Below are 16,761 nucleotides of genomic sequence, written 5' to 3' on the forward strand. Positions count from 1 at the left end.
GGGTGCCTTCCATGGGAGGCTTTATCGACATGCAACAGCTGCACGATGAGTTGCTGACCCACCTCATCGCCACCCTGTCGCCAGCGCAGATGGCACAGTTGCAGCCACACCTGGCGGAGTTGATCCAGCCAGCGGCGCAGGAAGTGGCCGAGGACCTGATCGCCTACGCCTGGCGCGATCCGGCGTCCCGCGGCCGGGGTGAACTGATCCTGGAGTCCTACGCCTCGTTCAAGGCCGTGCTGTATTACCGGCTGGCGCATTGTGTCTGGAACCTTCCCGACCCGGCCCACGGCCAGTTCTGCGCCATTGCGCTGACTTTGAGCAACCAGGGCAAGCTCCTGTCCGGCGCCGAAATCCACCCGGCCGCCCGCATTGGCCGGCGCTTTGTGCTGGATCATGGCTTTGGCACGGTAATCGGCGAAACCTGCGAGATCGGCAATGACTGCTACATCCTGTGTGGCGTGACCCTGGGCGCCCGGGGCATCGCCAACAACCCGGACGGCAAGCGCCACCCGCGCCTGGGCAATAACGTGGAAGTCGGCGCAGGCGCCAGGGTGCTCGGGTATGTGCTGATCGGCGACAACGTGTTTATCAGCCCCTCCTGTGTCATCACCCAGGACGTGCCCGCAGGCACCAAGGTCAAGGTGGTCAACCAGATCCAGTTGCAGAAAAACGACGAATCGGACGCCAGCAACTACCTCGGAGCCTTTGCCCTCGACGAGCGCCTGCATGTGGTCGGTGAAGTCGACATCAGCCACCGGGTCACGCTGCTGGATGCCGACTTCCATCCATTGTCCGGCGTGGTGCTGGAGCCCACGGTCAAGGAGCGTCATCACCTGCAGTTTCGCCTGCGTACGCTGCAGGCCCCCACCTATCCCCCGCGCCTGCCCCTGAACCTGAAGGTGTGCGGGGCGAAGTTCGAAGTCACCCTGCTCTCCCCACCCGGGTTGAGCGCAATGGTGCGGCGCCTGCTGCAAACCAGCCCACTGATCGTTGGAGGATGAACATGTCCGTACACACTATGGAAACCCTGGCGCTGTTTGACAGCGCGCCTTACCAGAACGCCTTCAGCGCCCGCGTGATTGCCGTCAGCGAACAGGGCGTGGCCCTGGAGCACACCCTGTTCTACCCCACCGGGGGTGGCCAGCCCGGAGACACCGGTTACTTCACTCTGGCGGACGGCAGCCGAGTCAACGTGACCGGGACTGTGCGCGACCCGGTACTGCGCTCGATCATCTGGCATCAAGTGGACCACTGCCCCGAGTCATTGCGCGCAGGCGCACAGGTAGACGCCGGCCTGGACTGGGAACGGCGCTACCAGCACATGAAGATGCACACCTGCCTGCATCTGCTGTGCTCGATCATCGACGCGCCGGTGACCGGTTGCAGCATCAGCGCCGACAAGGGCCGCCTGGATTTCGACCTACCGGAAATGACCCTGGACAAGGAGAGCATCACCCGCGACCTCAATGCCTTGATCGAGCAGGCCCATGAGGTCAAGTCGCTGTCGATGCCGGCGTCCGAATACTCCACCCTGTTGCAGATCACCCGCACCCAGGCGGTCGCGCCCCCGGTGATCCAGGGCGCGGTGCGGGTGATTGAAATTGCCGGCATTGATATCCAGCCGTGTGGCGGCACCCATGTGGTCAACACCGAAGAAATCGGCCGGGTGTTCTGCGAGAAAATCGAGAAAAAAAGCAAGCACAACCGGCGGGTGATCTTGCGGTTCGAGTGAAGCGTCAAGCTGCCAACGGGGGGGGGTAAACGCCCCTATTGGCACGCTTGCCTTTACTTCGCCTGGGCTTTGATCTGGGCACTCAATTGCTGGACTTGCTGTTGCAGTTGGGTAATCACCTGGGTGAACTCAGTCATCATTTGATCTATACGTGCGCGCAGTTGCTGGTTGTCGCGCATGAGATCGTCAGCGCTGCGGTTCGCCGGTGGCGTTGGCTCATGGGGCTGAGCCGCTGCTGGAGCGTCCTTGGCACCGGGCGCTTGCTCAGCCGATGTGGGGGCCGACGGGGCATTGCTGTCAGTCTTCGGACCTGCGGCAGGGGCTTCGTTTGCGGAGGCATCTGCCCCCCCCATTTTCTGGGTCAACGCCTGGATCTGCTCTTGCAGCTTAGTTACCACCGCCGTGAACTGGGTTTGCAGGCGCTCAATCGTCTCGCGCAGTTGGTCATTTTCAGCAGTCAGTTGCTCGAGGCTACGAGGTGCCTCCGACCCCGACACCGGCGTGTTGTTGTCTGCGCGAGCACTGGCTTCAGGCGGCACTTTGCCCTGCCCTGCTTCTGCGCGGCCACTGGCATCTTGTTTCGATGGGGCGCCCCCTTTTGCAGGGCTCTCCATCATGCCGGCTTGCTGCCCCAGGTTTGCTATCTGCTGTTCAAGCTCAGTGATTATCGGCGTGAAGTGGGCAACCAACTGGTTAAGACTGTCACGCAGCTGGTTGTTTTCCTGGGAGAGCTGCGCCAGTTGAGGCGAGTTAGTACTGGCATTGGATGACGGTGCATTGACCAGGCCTTTATGTGCCGCAAACTGCCCACGCTGCTGCGCAGTCATCGGTGGGCGGGGTGGAGTTGAATCTGCTTGCGCGCCGGGCGGGGCATCCGTTTCAGCACGGCCTTCGTTCTGCACGGACGCTGGTTTGGGAGGCATTTCATAGGGCTGGCTGGGTGCGTACTGCGAATGACTTACGCTCGTCATAGTGGACCTCTCAGATTCAGGTAGTTGATTCACGGGCATTGCATCCCGGATGCCCCGGCAAAAACAGGTCATCTGGCTATCTGATTGGTCATTATCGGAATAAGGTTCCGGCGATGTCGGGCGTACGAATAGCAAAGTATGTCCACTTCACAACTCGCCGCCCGACGCCCTCATATCACCCACAAATCCACAAACCGGTTCACCGGCGTCGCTTCAAGCCGTGCCTGATCCTTGCACAGTGCAAAAATCTCGGCGCTGCGCTGCGCGGGGAAGCGTGTCCCCAGGTTGGCCTTGAACTTGTCTTCCAGCAAAGGAATGCCATCCGCCCGGCGCCGACGATGGCCAATCGGGTATTCCACCGCGACCTGCTCGGTGCTCGAACCATCGGTGAAGAACACCTGCACCGCGTTGGCAATGGAACGCTTGTCCGCTTCCAGGTACTCGCGGCTGTAGCGTGGATCTTCGACGATTTCCATTTTGCCGCGCAACTCATCAATGATCGGGTGCGCTGTATGGAACTCATCTTCGTACTGCTCGGCGACCAGGTTGCCAAACGCCAGGGGCACGGCTGTCATGTATTGCAGGCAATGGTCGCGGTCGGCCGCATTGGCCAGTGGGCCGACCTTGGAAATGATGCGAATGGCCGACTCGTGGGTGGTGATCACGATGCGCTCGATCTCGTGCAAGCGGTGCCTGACCTGCGGGTGCAAGGTGACAGCAGCTTCACAGGCGGTCTGGGCGTGGAACTCTGCAGGAAAGCTGATCTTGAACAGCACGTTTTCCATCACATAAGTGCCATAGGGCTGGGGCAAACTGAATGCGCGCTTGTCCTCAGGCTTGAGGGCCAGGTCCTTGTTGGTGTGACTGAACAACACGTCGTAGAAGCCCCACTGCGGTGCGCTCAGCACGCCGGGGATGCCCATCTCGCCACGCAGAGCGATATCCGCCAGACGTACACCACGACTGGATGCATCCCCCGCCGCCCAGGATTTGCGTGACCCGGCGTTTGGCGCATGCCGGTAGGTCCGCAAGGCCTGACCATCGACAAAGGCATGAGACAGTGCCGACAGCATCTGTTCGCGGTTGGCCCCCATCAACTTGGCACAGACCGCAGTGGAGGCCACTTTCACCAACAGCACATGGTCAAGACCGACGCGGTTGAAGGAGTTTTCCAGGGCAATCACACCCTGGATTTCGTGGGCCATGATCATCGCTTCCAGCACCGCGCGCACGGTCAGCGGCGCCTCGCCATGGGCCACGCGTTTTTGCGACAGGTGATCAGCGACGGCGAGAATGCCACCGAGGTTATCCGAAGGATGGCCCCATTCGGCGGCGAGCCAGGTGTCGTTGTAATCGAGCCAACGCACGATGCAGCCGATGTCCCACGCGGCCTTGACCGGGTCCAGGCGATAGGACGTACCCGGCACCCGCGCACCGAACGGCACCACTGTGCCTTCGACGATCGGTCCCAAATGCTTGGTGCACTCGGGAAAACGCAGGGCCAGCAGGCCACAACCGAGGGTGTCCATCAGGCAGTTGCGGGCGGTGTCCAGGGCATCCGGGGAGTCGATGCGGTAGTTGAGGACGTAATCGGCAATGTCCTGCAAAACCGGGTCGTAGTCGGGGCGGTTGTTCTGGTCGACGTTGGCGCTCATGGCAGTACTCCAAAATGGGTTGGGTGTGTTCCTTCCTCAGGCTCAGGGTGGGTGGTTTGTGGCAGGTCTGAATGCCTGCTCTCGTACATAAATCCAGAGGCCGCCGCCCCCTTGTGGGAGCGGGCTTGCCCGCGATAGCGCTGGATCAGTTGGTATCTGCGTGACTGACACGCCGCTCTCGCGGGCAAGCCCGCTCCCACACAAGCCCGCTCACATATCGGGGCCGGCGCAGAGCTTTAGAATGCGTCGCCGGGCACGCGCACGTAGCCTTCCATCAAGACCCGCGCACTGCGGCTCATGATGGCTTTCTTTACCACCCATTCGCCGTTGACCTGGCTGGCTTCGGCGCCCACGCGCAAGGTGCCGGACGGATGCCCGAAGCGCACGGCGTTGCGTTCCACACCGCCCGCCGCGAGGTTGACCAGGGTTCCGGAAATCGCCGCCGCCGTGCCAATCGCCACCGCCGCCGTCCCCATCATCGCGTGGTGCAGCTTGCCCATGGACAGCGCGCGCACCAGCAGATCCACATCGCCGGCCTTGATCGCCTTGCCACTGGAGGCCAGGTAATCCGCAGGCTTGGCCACAAACGCCACCTTCGGCGTGTGCTGGCGCTGGGCCGCTTCGTCCAGGTGCTTGATCAGGCCCATGCGCAATGCACCATAGGCCCGTACCTGCTCGAACATGGCCAGGGCTTTGGGATCGCTATTGATCGCGCCTTGCAGCTCGGTGCCGGTGTAGCCGAGGTCTTCGGCGTTGATAAAAATCGTCGGGATCCCGGCGTTGATCAGCGTCGCCTTGAAGGTGCCGACACCCGGTACTTCCAAGTCGTCGACCAGGTTGCCGGTAGGGAACATCGAACCGCCGCCGCCCTCTTCTTCCGCTGCCGGGTCCATGAACTCCAGTTGCACTTCCGCCGCCGGGAAGGTCACACCATCCAGCTCGAAGTCGCCGGTTTCCTGCACCGCGCCGTTGGTGACGGGCACATGGGCGATGATGGTCTTGCCGATATTCGCCTGCCAGACCCGCACCACGGCCACGCCGTTGTGGGGAATGCGGGCCGCATCCACCAGGCCGCTGCTGATGGCAAACGAGCCGACCGCCGCTGACAGGTTGCCGCAGTTGCCGCTCCAGTCTACGAACGGCTTGTCGATGGAGACCTGGCCAAACAGGTAGTCCACGTCATGCTCGGCGCGGGTGCTCTTGGCGAGGATCACGGTTTTGCTGGTACTCGAGGTGGCACCGCCCATGCCGTCGATCTGTTTGTCATAGGGATCGGGGCTGCCGATCACCCGCAGCAGCAAGGCATCGCGCGCCGCACCCGGGACCTGGGCCGATTCGGGCAGGTCCTTGAGGTTGAAAAACACGCCCTTGCTGGTGCCGCCACGCATGTAGGTGGCGGCGATCTTGATTTGCGCTACGTGTGTCATGGTTATCCTCTTCAGGCGGTCGCCGCCGATTCCAGGAAGTCCTGGGCAAAACGCTGCAACACGCCGCCCGCCTCGTAGATCGACACTTCTTCAGCGGTGTCCAGGCGGCAGGTCACCGGCACTTCGACACGCTCGCCATTCTTGCGGTTGATCACCAGGGTCAACTGCGCACGCGGGGTGCGCTCGCCGATCACGTCATAGGTTTCGCTGCCATCAATCTGCAGGGTCTTGCGGTCAGTACCCGGCAAAAATTCCAGGGGCAGCACGCCCATGCCCACCAGGTTGGTGCGGTGGATGCGTTCGAAGCCTTCGGCGGCAATCGCTTCCACACCCGCCAGGCGCACGCCCTTGGCCGCCCAGTCGCGGGACGAACCCTGGCCGTAGTCGGCGCCGGCAATGATGATCAGCGGCTGCTTGCGCTCCATGTAGGTTTCGATGGCTTCCCACATCCGTGTGACCTTGCCTTCCGGCTCGATGCGCGCCAGGGAACCCTGCTTGACCTTGCCGTTTTCCTGGACCATTTCATTGAACAGCTTGGGGTTGGCAAAGGTCGCGCGCTGGGCGGTCAGGTGGTCGCCGCGGTGCGTTGCATACGAGTTGAAGTCGACTTCCGGCAGGCCCATTTTCGCCAGGTATTCGCCGGCGGCGCTGTCGAGCATGATCGCGTTGGACGGCGACAGGTGGTCAGTGGTGATGTTGTCCGGCAGCACCGCCAGCGGGCGCATGCCCTTGAGCGGACGCGCACCGGCCAGGGCGCCTTCCCAGTACGGCGGGCGGCGGATGTAGGTGCTCTGCGGGCGCCAGTCGTACAGCGGCGTGACTTTCGGGCCGGTGTCCTCGTGGATCGCAAACATCGGGATGTAGACCTGGCGGAACTGCTCCGGCTTGACCGAGGCCTTGACCACTGCGTCGATTTCTTCATCGCTCGGCCAGATGTCCTGCAGGCGGATTTCCTTGCCGGTGGCGTCCAGGCCCAGCACGTCCTTCTCGATATCGAAGCGGATGGTACCGGCAATCGCATAGGCCACCACCAGCGGTGGCGAAGCCAGGAATGCCTGCTTGGCGTACGGGTGGATGCGCCCGTCGAAGTTGCGGTTACCCGAGAGCACGGCGGTGGCGTACAGGTCGCGGTCGATGATTTCTTGCTGGATCACCGGATCGAGTGCACCGGACATGCCATTGCAAGTGGTGCAAGCGAAGGCCACGACGCCAAAACCCAGCTGCTCCAACTCGCTGGTCAGCCCGGCTTCGTCGAGGTACATGGCCACGGTTTTCGAACCCGGCGCCAGGGACGACTTGACCCACGGCTTGCGGGCCAACCCAAGCTTGTTGGCATTGCGCGCCAGCAGGCCGGCGGCGATCACGTTGCGTGGGTTGCTGGTGTTGGTGCAACTGGTGATGGCGGCGATGATCACCGCGCCGTCGGGCATTTGCCCCGGCACGTCATCCCATTGCCCGGAAATGCCCTTGGCCGCCAGGTCGCTGGTGGCCACGCGGGCGTGCGGGTTGCTCGGGCCGGCCATATTGCGCACGACGCTGGACAGGTCGAAGCTCAGGCCACGCTCGTATTGCGCGCCCTTGAGGTCATCGGCCCACAGGCCGGTGTGCCGCGCATACTGCTCGACCAGGGCGACTTGTTCGTCTTCACGCCCGGTGAGCTTGAGGTAAGCGATGGTCTGCGCGTCGATGTAGAACATCGCCGCCGTGGCGCCGTATTCCGGAGCCATGTTGGAGATGGTGGCCCGGTCGCCCAGGGTCAGGGCTGAGGCGCCTTCGCCGAAGAACTCCAGCCAGGCACCGACAACTTTCTGCTGGCGCAGGAACTCGGTCAGGGCCAGCACCATGTCGGTGGCGGTGATGCCCGGTTGCAGCTTGCCCGTCAGTTCGACGCCAACGCTTTCCGGCAGGCGCATCCACGACGCGCGGCCAAGCATCACACTCTCGGCTTCCAGGCCGCCGACGCCGATGGCGATTACGCCCAGGGCGTCAACGTGGGGGGTGTGGCTGTCGGTGCCGACGCAGGTATCCGGGAAGGCCACGCCGTCACGCACCTGGATCACCGGGGACATTTTCTCCAGGTTGATCTGGTGCATGATGCCGTTGCCCGGCGGGATCACATCGACGTTTTTGAAAGCCTTTTTGGTCCACTCGATAAAGTGGAAACGGTCTTCATTGCGGCGGTCTTCAATGGCGCGGTTTTTCTCGAAGGCCTGCGGGTCAAAACCTCCGGCCTCGACGGCCAGGGAGTGGTCGACGATCAGTTGGGTCGGCACCACCGGGTTGACCTTGGCCGGGTCGCCGCCTTGCAGGGCGATGGCGTCACGCAGGCCGGCGAGGTCTACCAGGGCGGTCTGGCCGAGGATGTCATGGCATACCACCCGGGCCGGGAACCAGGGGAAGTCGAGGTCGCGCTTGCGCTCGATCAATTGGCTCAGGGAAGCGTTGAGGGTCGCCGGGTCGCAGCGACGCACCAGGTTTTCGGCGAGCACGCGGGAGGTGTAAGGCAGCGTGGCGTAGGCACCGGGGGTGATGGCCTCGACAGCCGCACGGGCGTCGAAGTAATCCAGGCGGCTGCCGGGGAGCGATTTGCGAAATTCAGTGTTCATCGTCAGGACTCGGTCACGGTAGTTACAAAAGGAAGACCTGTGCCGCCCCAGAATTGGAATGAGGTCAAAATGTGGGAGCGGGCTTGCTCGCGAATGTGGTGTGTCATTCAACACATTCAGTGACTGCTACCCCGCATTCGCGAGCAAGCCCGCTCCCACACTTTTGATTCGGCTACCAATTCGGGATTGTCGGTCTCCTCATTCAGCGACGTTCGATTGGCACGAACTTGCGCTGCTCGACGCCGATGTACTCGGCGCTTGGACGGATGATGCGGTTGTTGGCGCGCTGCTCAAACACATGCGCCGCCCAGCCGGTCAGGCGTGAGCAGACGAAGATCGGGGTGAACAGCTTGGTCGGGATGCCCATGAAGTGGTACGCCGAGGCATGGTAGAAGTCGGCGTTGGGGAACAGTTTCTTCTGTTCCCACATGGTCTTGTCGATGGCTTCGGAGACCGGGAACAGCACCTTGTCGCCCACTTCATCGGCGAGTTTTTTCGACCAGCCCTTGATCACTTCATTGCGCGGGTCGTTGTCTTTATAGATCGCGTGGCCAAAGCCCATGATCTTGTCCTTGCGTTCCAGCATGCCGAGGGTGCCTTTCACGGCGTCTTCGGCCGAGGAGAAACGCTCGATCATTTCCATCGCCGCTTCGTTGGCACCGCCATGCAGCGGGCCGCGCAGCGAGCCGATGGCGGCGGTGACGCAGGAATACAGGTCGGACAGGGTCGAGGCACACACACGAGCGGTGAAGGTCGAGGCGTTGAATTCGTGCTCGGCGTAGAGGATCAGCGACACGTTCATGACTTTTTCATGCAGCTCGCTCGGCTTCTTGCCGTGCAGCAGGTGCAGGAAATGCCCGCCGATGCTCGGCTCGTCGGTCACGCAGTCGATGCGCTTGCCGTCGTGGCTGAAGCGGTACCAGTAGCACATGATCGCCGGGAACGCGGCCAGCAGACGGTCAGTGACATCGCGTTGCACGCTGAAGTCTTTTTCCGGTTCGATATTGCCGAGGAACGAGCAACCGGTGCGCATCACGTCCATCGGGTGGGCGTCGGCAGGGATGCGTTCCAGCACTTCCTTGAGCGCCTGGGGCAGGTCACGCAGCTTGCTCAGCTTGGCGCTGTAGGCCGCCAGCTCGGCCTTGCTCGGCAATTCGCCGTACAACAGCAGGTAGGCGACTTCTTCAAACTGCGCGTCGGCGGCCAGTTCACGCACGTCGTAGCCGCGATAGGTCAGGCCGGCACCGGCCTGGCCCACGGTGGACAGTGCCGTCTGCCCGGCCACCTGGCCACGCAGGCCGGCGCCACTCAGTACTTTTGCTTCAGCCATGGTTCTTCTCCAATTTTGTAGTTATCTGGGAGGCGCTGCGCTTACTTCTTGGCGGCGAACAGCGCGTCGAGCTTCTGCTCGAAGGTGTGGTAGTCGATGCGATCGTAAAGCTCCATGCGGGTTTGCATGGTGTCGATCACGTTCTGTTGGGTGCCGTCGCGACGGATCGCGGTGTAGACGTTCTCGGCGGCCTTGTTCATGGCGCGGAAAGCCGACAGCGGGTACAGCACGATGGAAACATCGGCAGATTTCAACTGTTCGGTGGTGTACAGCGGGGTCGCGCCGAATTCCGTGATGTTGGCCAGGATCGGGGCTTTGACCCGCGAAGCGAACAGCTTGTACATCTCAAGCTCGGTGATGGCTTCCGGGAACACCATGTCGGCACCGGCCTCGATGCACGCGGCGGCACGTTCCAGGGCGGACTCCAGGCCTTCCACGGCCAGGGCGTCGGTACGCGCCATGATCACGAAGCTGTCATCGGTCCGGGCATCCACGGCGGCCTTGATACGGTCGACCATTTCCTGCTGGGACACGATCTCTTTGTTCGGGCGATGGCCGCAACGCTTGGCCCCCACCTGGTCCTCGATATGAATCGCGGCGGCGCCGAACTTGATCATCGACTTGACGGTGCGCGCCACGTTGAACGCCGAGGAGCCGAAACCGGTGTCCACGTCCACCAACAGCGGCAGGTCGCAGACATCGGTGATACGGCGCACATCGGTCAGCACATCATCCAGGCCGGTGATGCCCAAGTCCGGCACGCCCAGGGAGCCCGCGGCGACCCCGCCACCAGACAGGTAAATGGCCTTGAAACCGGCGCGCTTGGCCAGCAGCGCGTGGTTGGCATTGATCGCGCCGACCACTTGCAGGGGGTGTTCGCTGGCGACCGCATCACGGAAACGCTGGCCGGGGGTGCTGTTTTTATAGGAACTCATGACTCACCTCTCGAGGGGGCGCCGTCGGGGAAGTGACGGGCGATATTGCGTTTGGAGGCGCCGATATGGCGGCGCATCAACAACTCGGCCAGTTCACCGTCGCGATCGGCAATCGCGTCAAGAATGCGGTGATGCTCGGCAAATGCCTGGCGTGGACGATTGGGGGTGGCGGAGAACTGGATGCGGTACATGCGCACCAGTTGATACAGCTCGCCGCACAACATTTGGGTCAGGGTGCGGTTACGCGCGCCTTGAATGATCCGGTAATGAAAGTCGAAGTCGCCTTCCTGCTGGTAGTAGCCCACACCGGCCTGGAATGCGGCATCGCGCTCGTGGGTATGCAGGACTTGGCGCAGCTCCTCGATTTCTTCGTCGGTCATGCGCTCGGCGGCCAGGCGGCAAGCCATGCCTTCGAGGGATTCGCGGATTTCGTAGAGTTCCACCAGCTCAGCCTCGCTCAGGGACACCACCCGAGCGCCGACATGGGGCACGCGCACCAGCAGGCGCTGGCCCTCCAGGCGGTGGATCGCCTCACGCAGCGGGCCACGGCTGATGCCGTAGGTGCGCGCCAGCTCAGGCTCGGAGATCTTGCTGCCGGGGGCAATCTCGCCCTTGACGATGGCGGCCTGGATGCGACGGAAGACGTTCTCAGACATCGTTTGGGAATCGTCCTGCCCTACTACCGGAATTTCCAGCTGATCCAGCATGATTGTCGACACCTTTAAAAGCAATGTCGCAAAAACTAGCCAATCAGCCCCTGATAGTCAAAGAATAAATGCACATTGTCGACAATCGTCTAATAACCTGCCTTGCATCCTACAAGGGCATGGCCGGCTGCCAGCGCTGGCGCCAGAAAACCTTCATGTTAGAATGCCCGCCGCATTTGCCTGACATCCCCGGATGAAAAGGCGCACGAGGGAGCTTGCGCAGCAATGCCAGTCGCCTTGAATCAAACATCGCACTGCACCGCCTCAGGATCTATGAGACTCAAGCCCTTCCCCCTATTGTTTTGCCTACTGATGTTTCCGGGCCTTGGCATCGCTGCCGAGAAGACCGTCTATGGCCTCAATGAATACGCCAAGCTGGCGGGTATTGACCTGGAAGTCGCCGCCAAGCTCGACACCGGCGCCAAGACTGCGTCGTTGAGTGCCCGGGACATCAAGCGCTTCAAGCGCAACGGTGAGTCCTGGGTCCGCTTCTACCTGGCCATCGACACCGCCCATTCGCACCCCATCGAGCGTCCCCTGGCCCGCGTCAGCAAGATCAAGCGCCGCGCCGGCGACTACGACCCCGATGAGGACAAGAACTACACCGCCCGTCCGGTGATTGCCCTGGACATCTGCATGGGCACTGCTTTACGCAGCATCGAAGTGAACTTGACTGACCGCAGCGCCTTCCAATATCCGCTGCTGATTGGCTCCGAAGCCTTGAAACGCTTTGATGCGCTGGTCGACCCCAGTCTTAAATACGCAGCAGGCAAACCTGCCTGCGCCGCCGACGCTCATACCGCCGAGTAATTCCAATGCGCTCTCTTAATATGCACTTGAAGATTCTGATCGCCATCCTGGTGGTACTGGGCATTTCGGTCACGGCCTATCAGATCCTGGTTCTCGGCATCCCGGTGACCGAGGACGCCACTGACGACCTGTGGAACATCGACGCCAAGGTCGAGTTCGTGGCCAACGCCAAGGATCCGGTCAAGGTCCAGATGTTCGTGCCGCCCCTGAGCCGCGACTTCGTCAGCCTCAATGAGAGCTTCATCTCCAATAACTATGGGGTGAGCGTCAACCGCATCGACGGCAACCGCAAGGTCACCTGGTCGGCCCGGCGCGCCAAGGGCAACCAGACCCTCTACTACCGCCTGGTGCTGACCAAGCGCTACAGCGGCGAAAAGGTCAAGGTCAAGGGGCCGACCTTCCGCGACAGCATCGCCGTGGAAGGCCCGGAAAAAATCGCCGCCGAGGCCCTGCTGGCACCGATCCGCCAGCACTCGGCCGATGTCGAGACCTTTATCAGCGAAGCCATCAAGCGCACCAACAACCTCAACGATGACAACGTCAAGCTGCTGCTGGCGGGCGATCCGTCGACGCCGCACAAGGCCAAGATCATCGAGTTGCTGCTGTCCATCGCCCACGTGCCGGTGGAAAAGGTCCACACCATCCGCCTGGTAGCCGACCAACCGCAAACCCCAGAACTGTGGCTGCGCAGCTTCAATGGCAACGACTGGCTGTACTTCAACCCGGAAACCGGCGAACAGGGCCTGCCCTCCGACCGCCTGCAGTGGTGGACCGGCGATGAAAACCTGATCACCGTCGACGGCGGCAAGAAAGCCGCCGTGACCTTCAGCCTGAACAACAGCGAGATGAACGCGATCCGCCTGGCCAAGCTGACGGACGAGAACACCGACGCCAACTTCCTCGAATACTCGCTCTACGGCCTGCCGCTGCAAACCCAGCAGACCTTCATGATCATGGTGATGATCCCGATTGGCGTGCTGGTGATCCTGATCCTGCGTAACCTGATCGGCCTGCAGACCCTGGGCACCTTCACCCCGGTGCTGATTGCCCTGGCGTTCCGCGAGACCCAGTTGGGCTTTGGCATCGTGCTGTTTACGGTGATTACGGCACTGGGGCTGTCCCTGCGGTCGTACCTGGAGCATTTGAAACTGCAGATGCTGCCGAGGCTCTCGGTGGTCCTGACCTTTGTCGTGGTGTTGATTGCTGCCATCAGCCTGTTCAGCCACAAGCTGGGCCTGGAGCGCGGCCTGTCGGTGGCGCTGTTCCCGATGGTGATCCTGACCATGACCATCGAACGCCTGTCCATTACCTGGGAAGAGCGCGGCGGCGGCCATGCGATGAAAGTCGCGATTGGCACCCTGTTCGCTGCCTCCCTGGCCCACCTGATCATGAGCGTGCCGGAGTTGATCTACTTCGTGTTCACCTTCCCGGCGATCCTGTTGATCCTGGTGGGCTTCATGCTGGCCATGGGTCGCTACCGTGGCTACCGCCTGACCGAGCTGGTGCGTTTCAAAGCCTTCCTCAAGGCTGATTCGTAATGTTCGGGTTCTGGAAGACCTGGAAGGCCCTGGAAGCGCGGGGCATCATGGGCATCAACCGGCGTAATGCCGACTACGTGCTCAAGTACAACAAGCGCAGCCTGTATCCGATTGTCGATGACAAAATCATCACCAAGGAACGGGCGATCCAGGCCGGCATCCATGTGCCGGAGATGTACGGGATCATTTCCACCGAGAAAGAAATCGACAAGCTCGACGAAATCATCGGTGGCCGTAGCGACTTCGTGATCAAGCCGGCCCAGGGCGCCGGCGGCGACGGCATCCTGGTGATCGCCGACCGTTTTGAAGGGCGCTATCGCACGGTGTCCGGCAAAATCATCAGCCACGAGGAAATCGAGCACCAGATTTCCAGCATCCTCACCGGCCTGTATTCCCTGGGCGGTCACCGCGACCGCGCGTTGATCGAATACCGGGTGGTGCCCGACCAGATCTTCAAGAGCATCAGCTACGAAGGCGTGCCGGATATCCGCATCATCGTGTTGATGGGCTACCCGGTGATGGCCATGCTGCGCTTGCCGACCCGTCAGTCCGGCGGCAAGGCCAACCTGCACCAGGGCGCGATTGGCGTGGGCGTGGACCTGGCCACCGGCCTGACCCTGCGCGGCACCTGGCTGAACAACATCATTACCAAGCACCCCGACACCACCAACGCGGTGGACGGTGTGCAACTGCCCAACTGGGACGGTTTCATGAAACTCGCCGCCGGCTGCTACGAGCTGTGCGGACTGGGTTACATCGGTGTAGACATGGTGCTGGACCAGGAAAAAGGCCCGCTGATCCTCGAACTCAATGCGCGCCCCGGGTTGAATATCCAGATTGCCAACGATTGCGGCCTGACCTTGCGTACCCATGCCGTAGAAGCTCGACTGGAAGAGCTGAAGGCGGCGGGCGTGACAGAAACGGCGGAAGAACGGGTGAAGTTTGCCCAGGAAATGTTTGGGCATATTCCACCCGTAGAAGGCTGACAGCGCCCCGCGGCTGCGCCCTCTATCCAACCATCCCCGACATCCCCTCTAGGAGCAAATCCTACAGGGGACTACAATCCCCTCCCCGCCCCATGGCTGATTCACCCCGCATGTCGACCTGCTCTGTACATCCCCTGCCCTATCGGGCAAACCCCGCCGAGTATTTTGCGGCGATCCGCCATGCACCCGGCGCCGTGCTGCTGGACAGCGGCCGACCGGCAGCCGAGCGTGGTCGCTATGACTTGCTCAGCGCCTGGCCGGAAGCAACCCTGGCGGTATGGCCGGACGAAAGCGGTAGCGATTTCTTACAACGGCTGCGGGAAAATCTGAAGATGCTGGGTGAGGCTAGCCTGCCCGCACCCTATGAACTGCCGTTCGCCGGCGGCTTGATCGGCTACCTGAGCTACGATTTTGGCCGCCACCTGGAGCAACTGCCGCATCAGGCTATCGACGATATCGGCCTGCCCGATGCCCGTTTTGGCCTGTACGCCTGGGCACTGGTCAGCGACCATCAGGCGCGCACCAGCCAATTGGTGTTCCACCCCAAACTTCCGGAAAGCGAACGCCTGCGCCTGCTGGCCCTGTTCAGCCAACCGGCCGCCGACACCCCGGCCAGCTTCAAGCTGCATACCCGGATGACCCCAGACCTGAGCGCCGCAGCCTATGAACAGGCCCTGGCGCGGATCCAGGATTACATCCAGGCCGGCGACTGCTACCAGGTCAACTTCGCCCAACGCTTTCGCGCGGCCTGCAACGGCGATCCATGGGTCGCCTACTGCGCCTTGCGCGCCGCCTGCCCGACGCCGTTCTCGGGCTTTCAGAGCCTGCCGGATGATGGCGCGGTAGTCAGCCTGTCACCGGAGCGTTTCGTGCGGGTCAACCAGCGCCAGGTGGAAACCCGTCCGATCAAGGGCACCCGCCCCCGCGGGCTGACTCCGCAAGAGGATGCGGCCAACGCCGCCGAACTCCTGGCCAGCCCCAAGGATCGTGCAGAGAACCTGATGATCGTCGATCTGCTGCGCAATGACCTGGGCCGCACCTGCCGCACCGGCTCGGTCAAGGTCCCGGAGCTGTTCAGCCTGGAAAGCTACCCCAACGTGCATCACCTGGTCAGCAGTGTCACCGGCGAACTGGCCGACGACAAAGACGCCCTGGACCTGATCGCCGGCAGCTTCCCCGGCGGCTCGATCACCGGCGCCCCGAAGATCCGTGCGATGCAGATCATCGACGAACTGGAACCGACCCGGCGCGGCTTGTACTGCGGTTCATTGTTGTACCTGGACGTGCGTGGCGAGATGGACAGCTCCATCGCCATTCGCAGCCTGCTGGTCAAGGATGGCCAGGTCTGTTGCTGGGGCGGCGGCGGGATCGTCGCCGATTCCGAGTGGCAGGCGGAGTACCAGGAGTCGATGACCAAGGTGCGGGTGTTGCTGGAAACACTGGAAGGGCTGTAAGCCAACCTCCCAGGGAAAGAACCTGAATCAGAACCACCGTGGTCAGTATCAGGGCGCAGGGATAGCGTCTGGCTCTGGCACTCCACCTGGCCGTCTGTGAGGGATCACATGGGTCGACTGCTTATTGCTTCTGTCGCTTTATCGTTTGCACCGTTAAAACAAAGCCCTTTTCCTACACATCGCGCTCCCTGTGAAGAGTTACAAATCCAGGAAGCGACACCTAATTTCTCCCAAATTGGGAGGCTTGATTTATGCGACTAATCGCAAGAGCCGCCTTAAGGGAGTTCTGGGAATCATCCGGCTTACACCGACTCCCAAACACCCCTGGTTGAAGGGTATCGCCATAGGGAGAAGTCCACCTTTTACACGCCGCAAGACCTGGCCGCTGCGCTGGCGCGCGTGGACCAACTGGGCCTGACGGCCCGTGACCTGGAACCCTTTATCGGCTCCAGCGGACGCGTGTCGGAAGTGCTGAACCACAAACGCAAATTGAGCCTGGCCATGATCAAGCGCCTGCACGAGGGTTTGCGCATTCCTTATGAGCAGTTGCTTGCGGGAGTTTGATCTTTGGCGTTTTCGAGGGCCTCATCGCAAACAAGCCCGCTCC

Annotated in this window: 13 protein-coding genes and 1 pseudogene; 7 read left to right on the forward strand and 7 right to left on the reverse strand. The window is 61.9% G+C overall.

Annotation, left to right across the window (positions count from 1 at the left end; all coding sequences use genetic code 11):
• Positions 1–11: 11 nt before the first annotated feature.
• Complete coding sequence (locus K1X80_RS20770; RefSeq protein WP_120733866.1) at positions 12–1,004, forward strand: serine O-acetyltransferase; 993 nt, start codon at positions 12–14, stop codon at positions 1,002–1,004.
• A 2-nt stretch (positions 1,005–1,006) separates the two neighbouring features.
• Positions 1,007–1,735: an alanyl-tRNA editing protein gene (locus tag K1X80_RS20775; protein ID WP_057960346.1), complete on the forward strand. Its 729-nt coding sequence runs from the start codon at positions 1,007–1,009 to the stop codon at positions 1,733–1,735.
• Between the two features lie 53 nt (positions 1,736–1,788).
• Here the strand turns inward: K1X80_RS20775 and K1X80_RS20780 are convergent, their stop codons facing one another.
• The 7 genes from K1X80_RS20780 to K1X80_RS20810 all read right to left on the reverse strand — a co-directional run bounded on the left by K1X80_RS20780 (position 1,789) and on the right by K1X80_RS20810 (position 11,366).
• The gene (locus K1X80_RS20780) at positions 1,789–2,739 is read right to left on the reverse strand and encodes a hypothetical protein (protein ID WP_152987970.1); all 951 of its coding nucleotides are present in this window, start codon (positions 2,737–2,739) and stop codon (positions 1,789–1,791) included.
• A 137-nt stretch (positions 2,740–2,876) separates the two neighbouring features.
• Positions 2,877–4,361 carry a 2-methylcitrate dehydratase gene (prpD, locus tag K1X80_RS20785; protein ID WP_169989633.1) on the reverse strand — a complete coding sequence of 495 codons (1,485 nt, stop codon included), beginning with the start codon at positions 4,359–4,361 and terminating at the stop codon, positions 2,877–2,879.
• Positions 4,362–4,597: 236 nt separating this feature from the next.
• On the reverse strand, positions 4,598–5,788 hold the full coding sequence (prpF, locus tag K1X80_RS20790; protein WP_057960349.1) for a 2-methylaconitate cis-trans isomerase PrpF: 1,191 nt from the start codon (positions 5,786–5,788) through the stop codon (positions 4,598–4,600).
• Positions 5,789–5,799: 11 nt separating this feature from the next.
• The gene (gene acnD, locus K1X80_RS20795) at positions 5,800–8,394 is read right to left on the reverse strand and encodes a Fe/S-dependent 2-methylisocitrate dehydratase AcnD (protein ID WP_198792187.1); all 2,595 of its coding nucleotides are present in this window, start codon (positions 8,392–8,394) and stop codon (positions 5,800–5,802) included.
• Positions 8,395–8,596: 202 nt separating this feature from the next.
• Positions 8,597–9,724: a 2-methylcitrate synthase gene (gene prpC, locus K1X80_RS20800; RefSeq protein WP_057439535.1), complete on the reverse strand. Its 1,128-nt coding sequence runs from the start codon at positions 9,722–9,724 to the stop codon at positions 8,597–8,599.
• A 41-nt stretch (positions 9,725–9,765) separates the two neighbouring features.
• Complete coding sequence (gene prpB / locus K1X80_RS20805; protein ID WP_029298299.1) at positions 9,766–10,659, reverse strand: methylisocitrate lyase; 894 nt, start codon at positions 10,657–10,659, stop codon at positions 9,766–9,768.
• Positions 10,656–11,366, reverse strand: coding sequence for a GntR family transcriptional regulator (locus K1X80_RS20810; RefSeq protein ID WP_057439536.1), 711 nt, complete (start codon positions 11,364–11,366; stop codon positions 10,656–10,658). The genes prpB and K1X80_RS20810 overlap by 4 nt, the downstream gene beginning before the upstream one ends.
• 273 nt (positions 11,367–11,639) lie before the next feature.
• On the opposite strand from K1X80_RS20810, the gene K1X80_RS20815 reads away from it, so the two are divergent.
• The 5 genes and pseudogenes from K1X80_RS20815 to K1X80_RS20835 all read left to right on the forward strand — a co-directional run.
• Positions 11,640–12,176, forward strand: coding sequence for an ATP-dependent zinc protease (locus K1X80_RS20815; protein WP_057960351.1), 537 nt, complete (start codon positions 11,640–11,642; stop codon positions 12,174–12,176).
• A gap of 5 nt (positions 12,177–12,181) precedes the next feature.
• Positions 12,182–13,714 carry an inactive transglutaminase family protein gene (locus tag K1X80_RS20820; protein WP_057960352.1) on the forward strand — a complete coding sequence of 511 codons (1,533 nt, stop codon included), beginning with the start codon at positions 12,182–12,184 and terminating at the stop codon, positions 13,712–13,714.
• Positions 13,714–14,700 carry an alpha-L-glutamate ligase-like protein gene (locus K1X80_RS20825; RefSeq protein WP_057960353.1) on the forward strand — a complete coding sequence of 329 codons (987 nt, stop codon included), beginning with the start codon at positions 13,714–13,716 and terminating at the stop codon, positions 14,698–14,700. The genes K1X80_RS20820 and K1X80_RS20825 overlap by 1 nt, the downstream gene beginning before the upstream one ends.
• 110 nt (positions 14,701–14,810) lie before the next feature.
• A complete protein-coding gene (gene pabB / locus K1X80_RS20830) occupies positions 14,811–16,154 on the forward strand; it encodes an aminodeoxychorismate synthase component I (protein WP_128592851.1) in 1,344 nt (447 codons plus the stop codon).
• A 396-nt stretch (positions 16,155–16,550) separates the two neighbouring features.
• Positions 16,551–16,718, forward strand: a pseudogene (locus K1X80_RS20835) (type II toxin-antitoxin system HigA family antitoxin); the annotation flags it as partial.
• Between the last annotated feature and the right edge of the window lie 43 nt (positions 16,719–16,761).

Source organism: Pseudomonas sp. So3.2b, assembly GCF_019464415.1.
GTDB classification, from domain to species: domain Bacteria; phylum Pseudomonadota; class Gammaproteobacteria; order Pseudomonadales; family Pseudomonadaceae; genus Aquipseudomonas; species Aquipseudomonas shahriarae.

Coding starts and splice junctions, on each gene's coding strand:
- K1X80_RS20770 (WP_120733866.1), top strand. CDS start 12: ATGGGAGGCTTTATCGACATGCAACAGCTGCACGATGAGTTGCTGACC.
- K1X80_RS20775 (WP_057960346.1), top strand. CDS start 1,007: ATGTCCGTACACACTATGGAAACCCTGGCGCTGTTTGACAGCGCGCCT.
- prpD (WP_169989633.1), bottom strand. CDS start 4,361: ATGAGCGCCAACGTCGACCAGAACAACCGCCCCGACTACGACCCGGTT.
- prpF (WP_057960349.1), bottom strand. CDS start 5,788: ATGACACACGTAGCGCAAATCAAGATCGCCGCCACCTACATGCGTGGC.
- acnD (WP_198792187.1), bottom strand. CDS start 8,394: ATGAACACTGAATTTCGCAAATCGCTCCCCGGCAGCCGCCTGGATTAC.
- prpC (WP_057439535.1), bottom strand. CDS start 9,724: ATGGCTGAAGCAAAAGTACTGAGTGGCGCCGGCCTGCGTGGCCAGGTG.
- prpB (WP_029298299.1), bottom strand. CDS start 10,659: ATGAGTTCCTATAAAAACAGCACCCCCGGCCAGCGTTTCCGTGATGCG.
- K1X80_RS20810 (WP_057439536.1), bottom strand. CDS start 11,366: ATGCTGGATCAGCTGGAAATTCCGGTAGTAGGGCAGGACGATTCCCAA.
- K1X80_RS20815 (WP_057960351.1), top strand. CDS start 11,640: ATGAGACTCAAGCCCTTCCCCCTATTGTTTTGCCTACTGATGTTTCCG.
- K1X80_RS20820 (WP_057960352.1), top strand. CDS start 12,182: ATGCGCTCTCTTAATATGCACTTGAAGATTCTGATCGCCATCCTGGTG.
- K1X80_RS20825 (WP_057960353.1), top strand. CDS start 13,714: ATGTTCGGGTTCTGGAAGACCTGGAAGGCCCTGGAAGCGCGGGGCATC.
- pabB (WP_128592851.1), top strand. CDS start 14,811: ATGTCGACCTGCTCTGTACATCCCCTGCCCTATCGGGCAAACCCCGCC.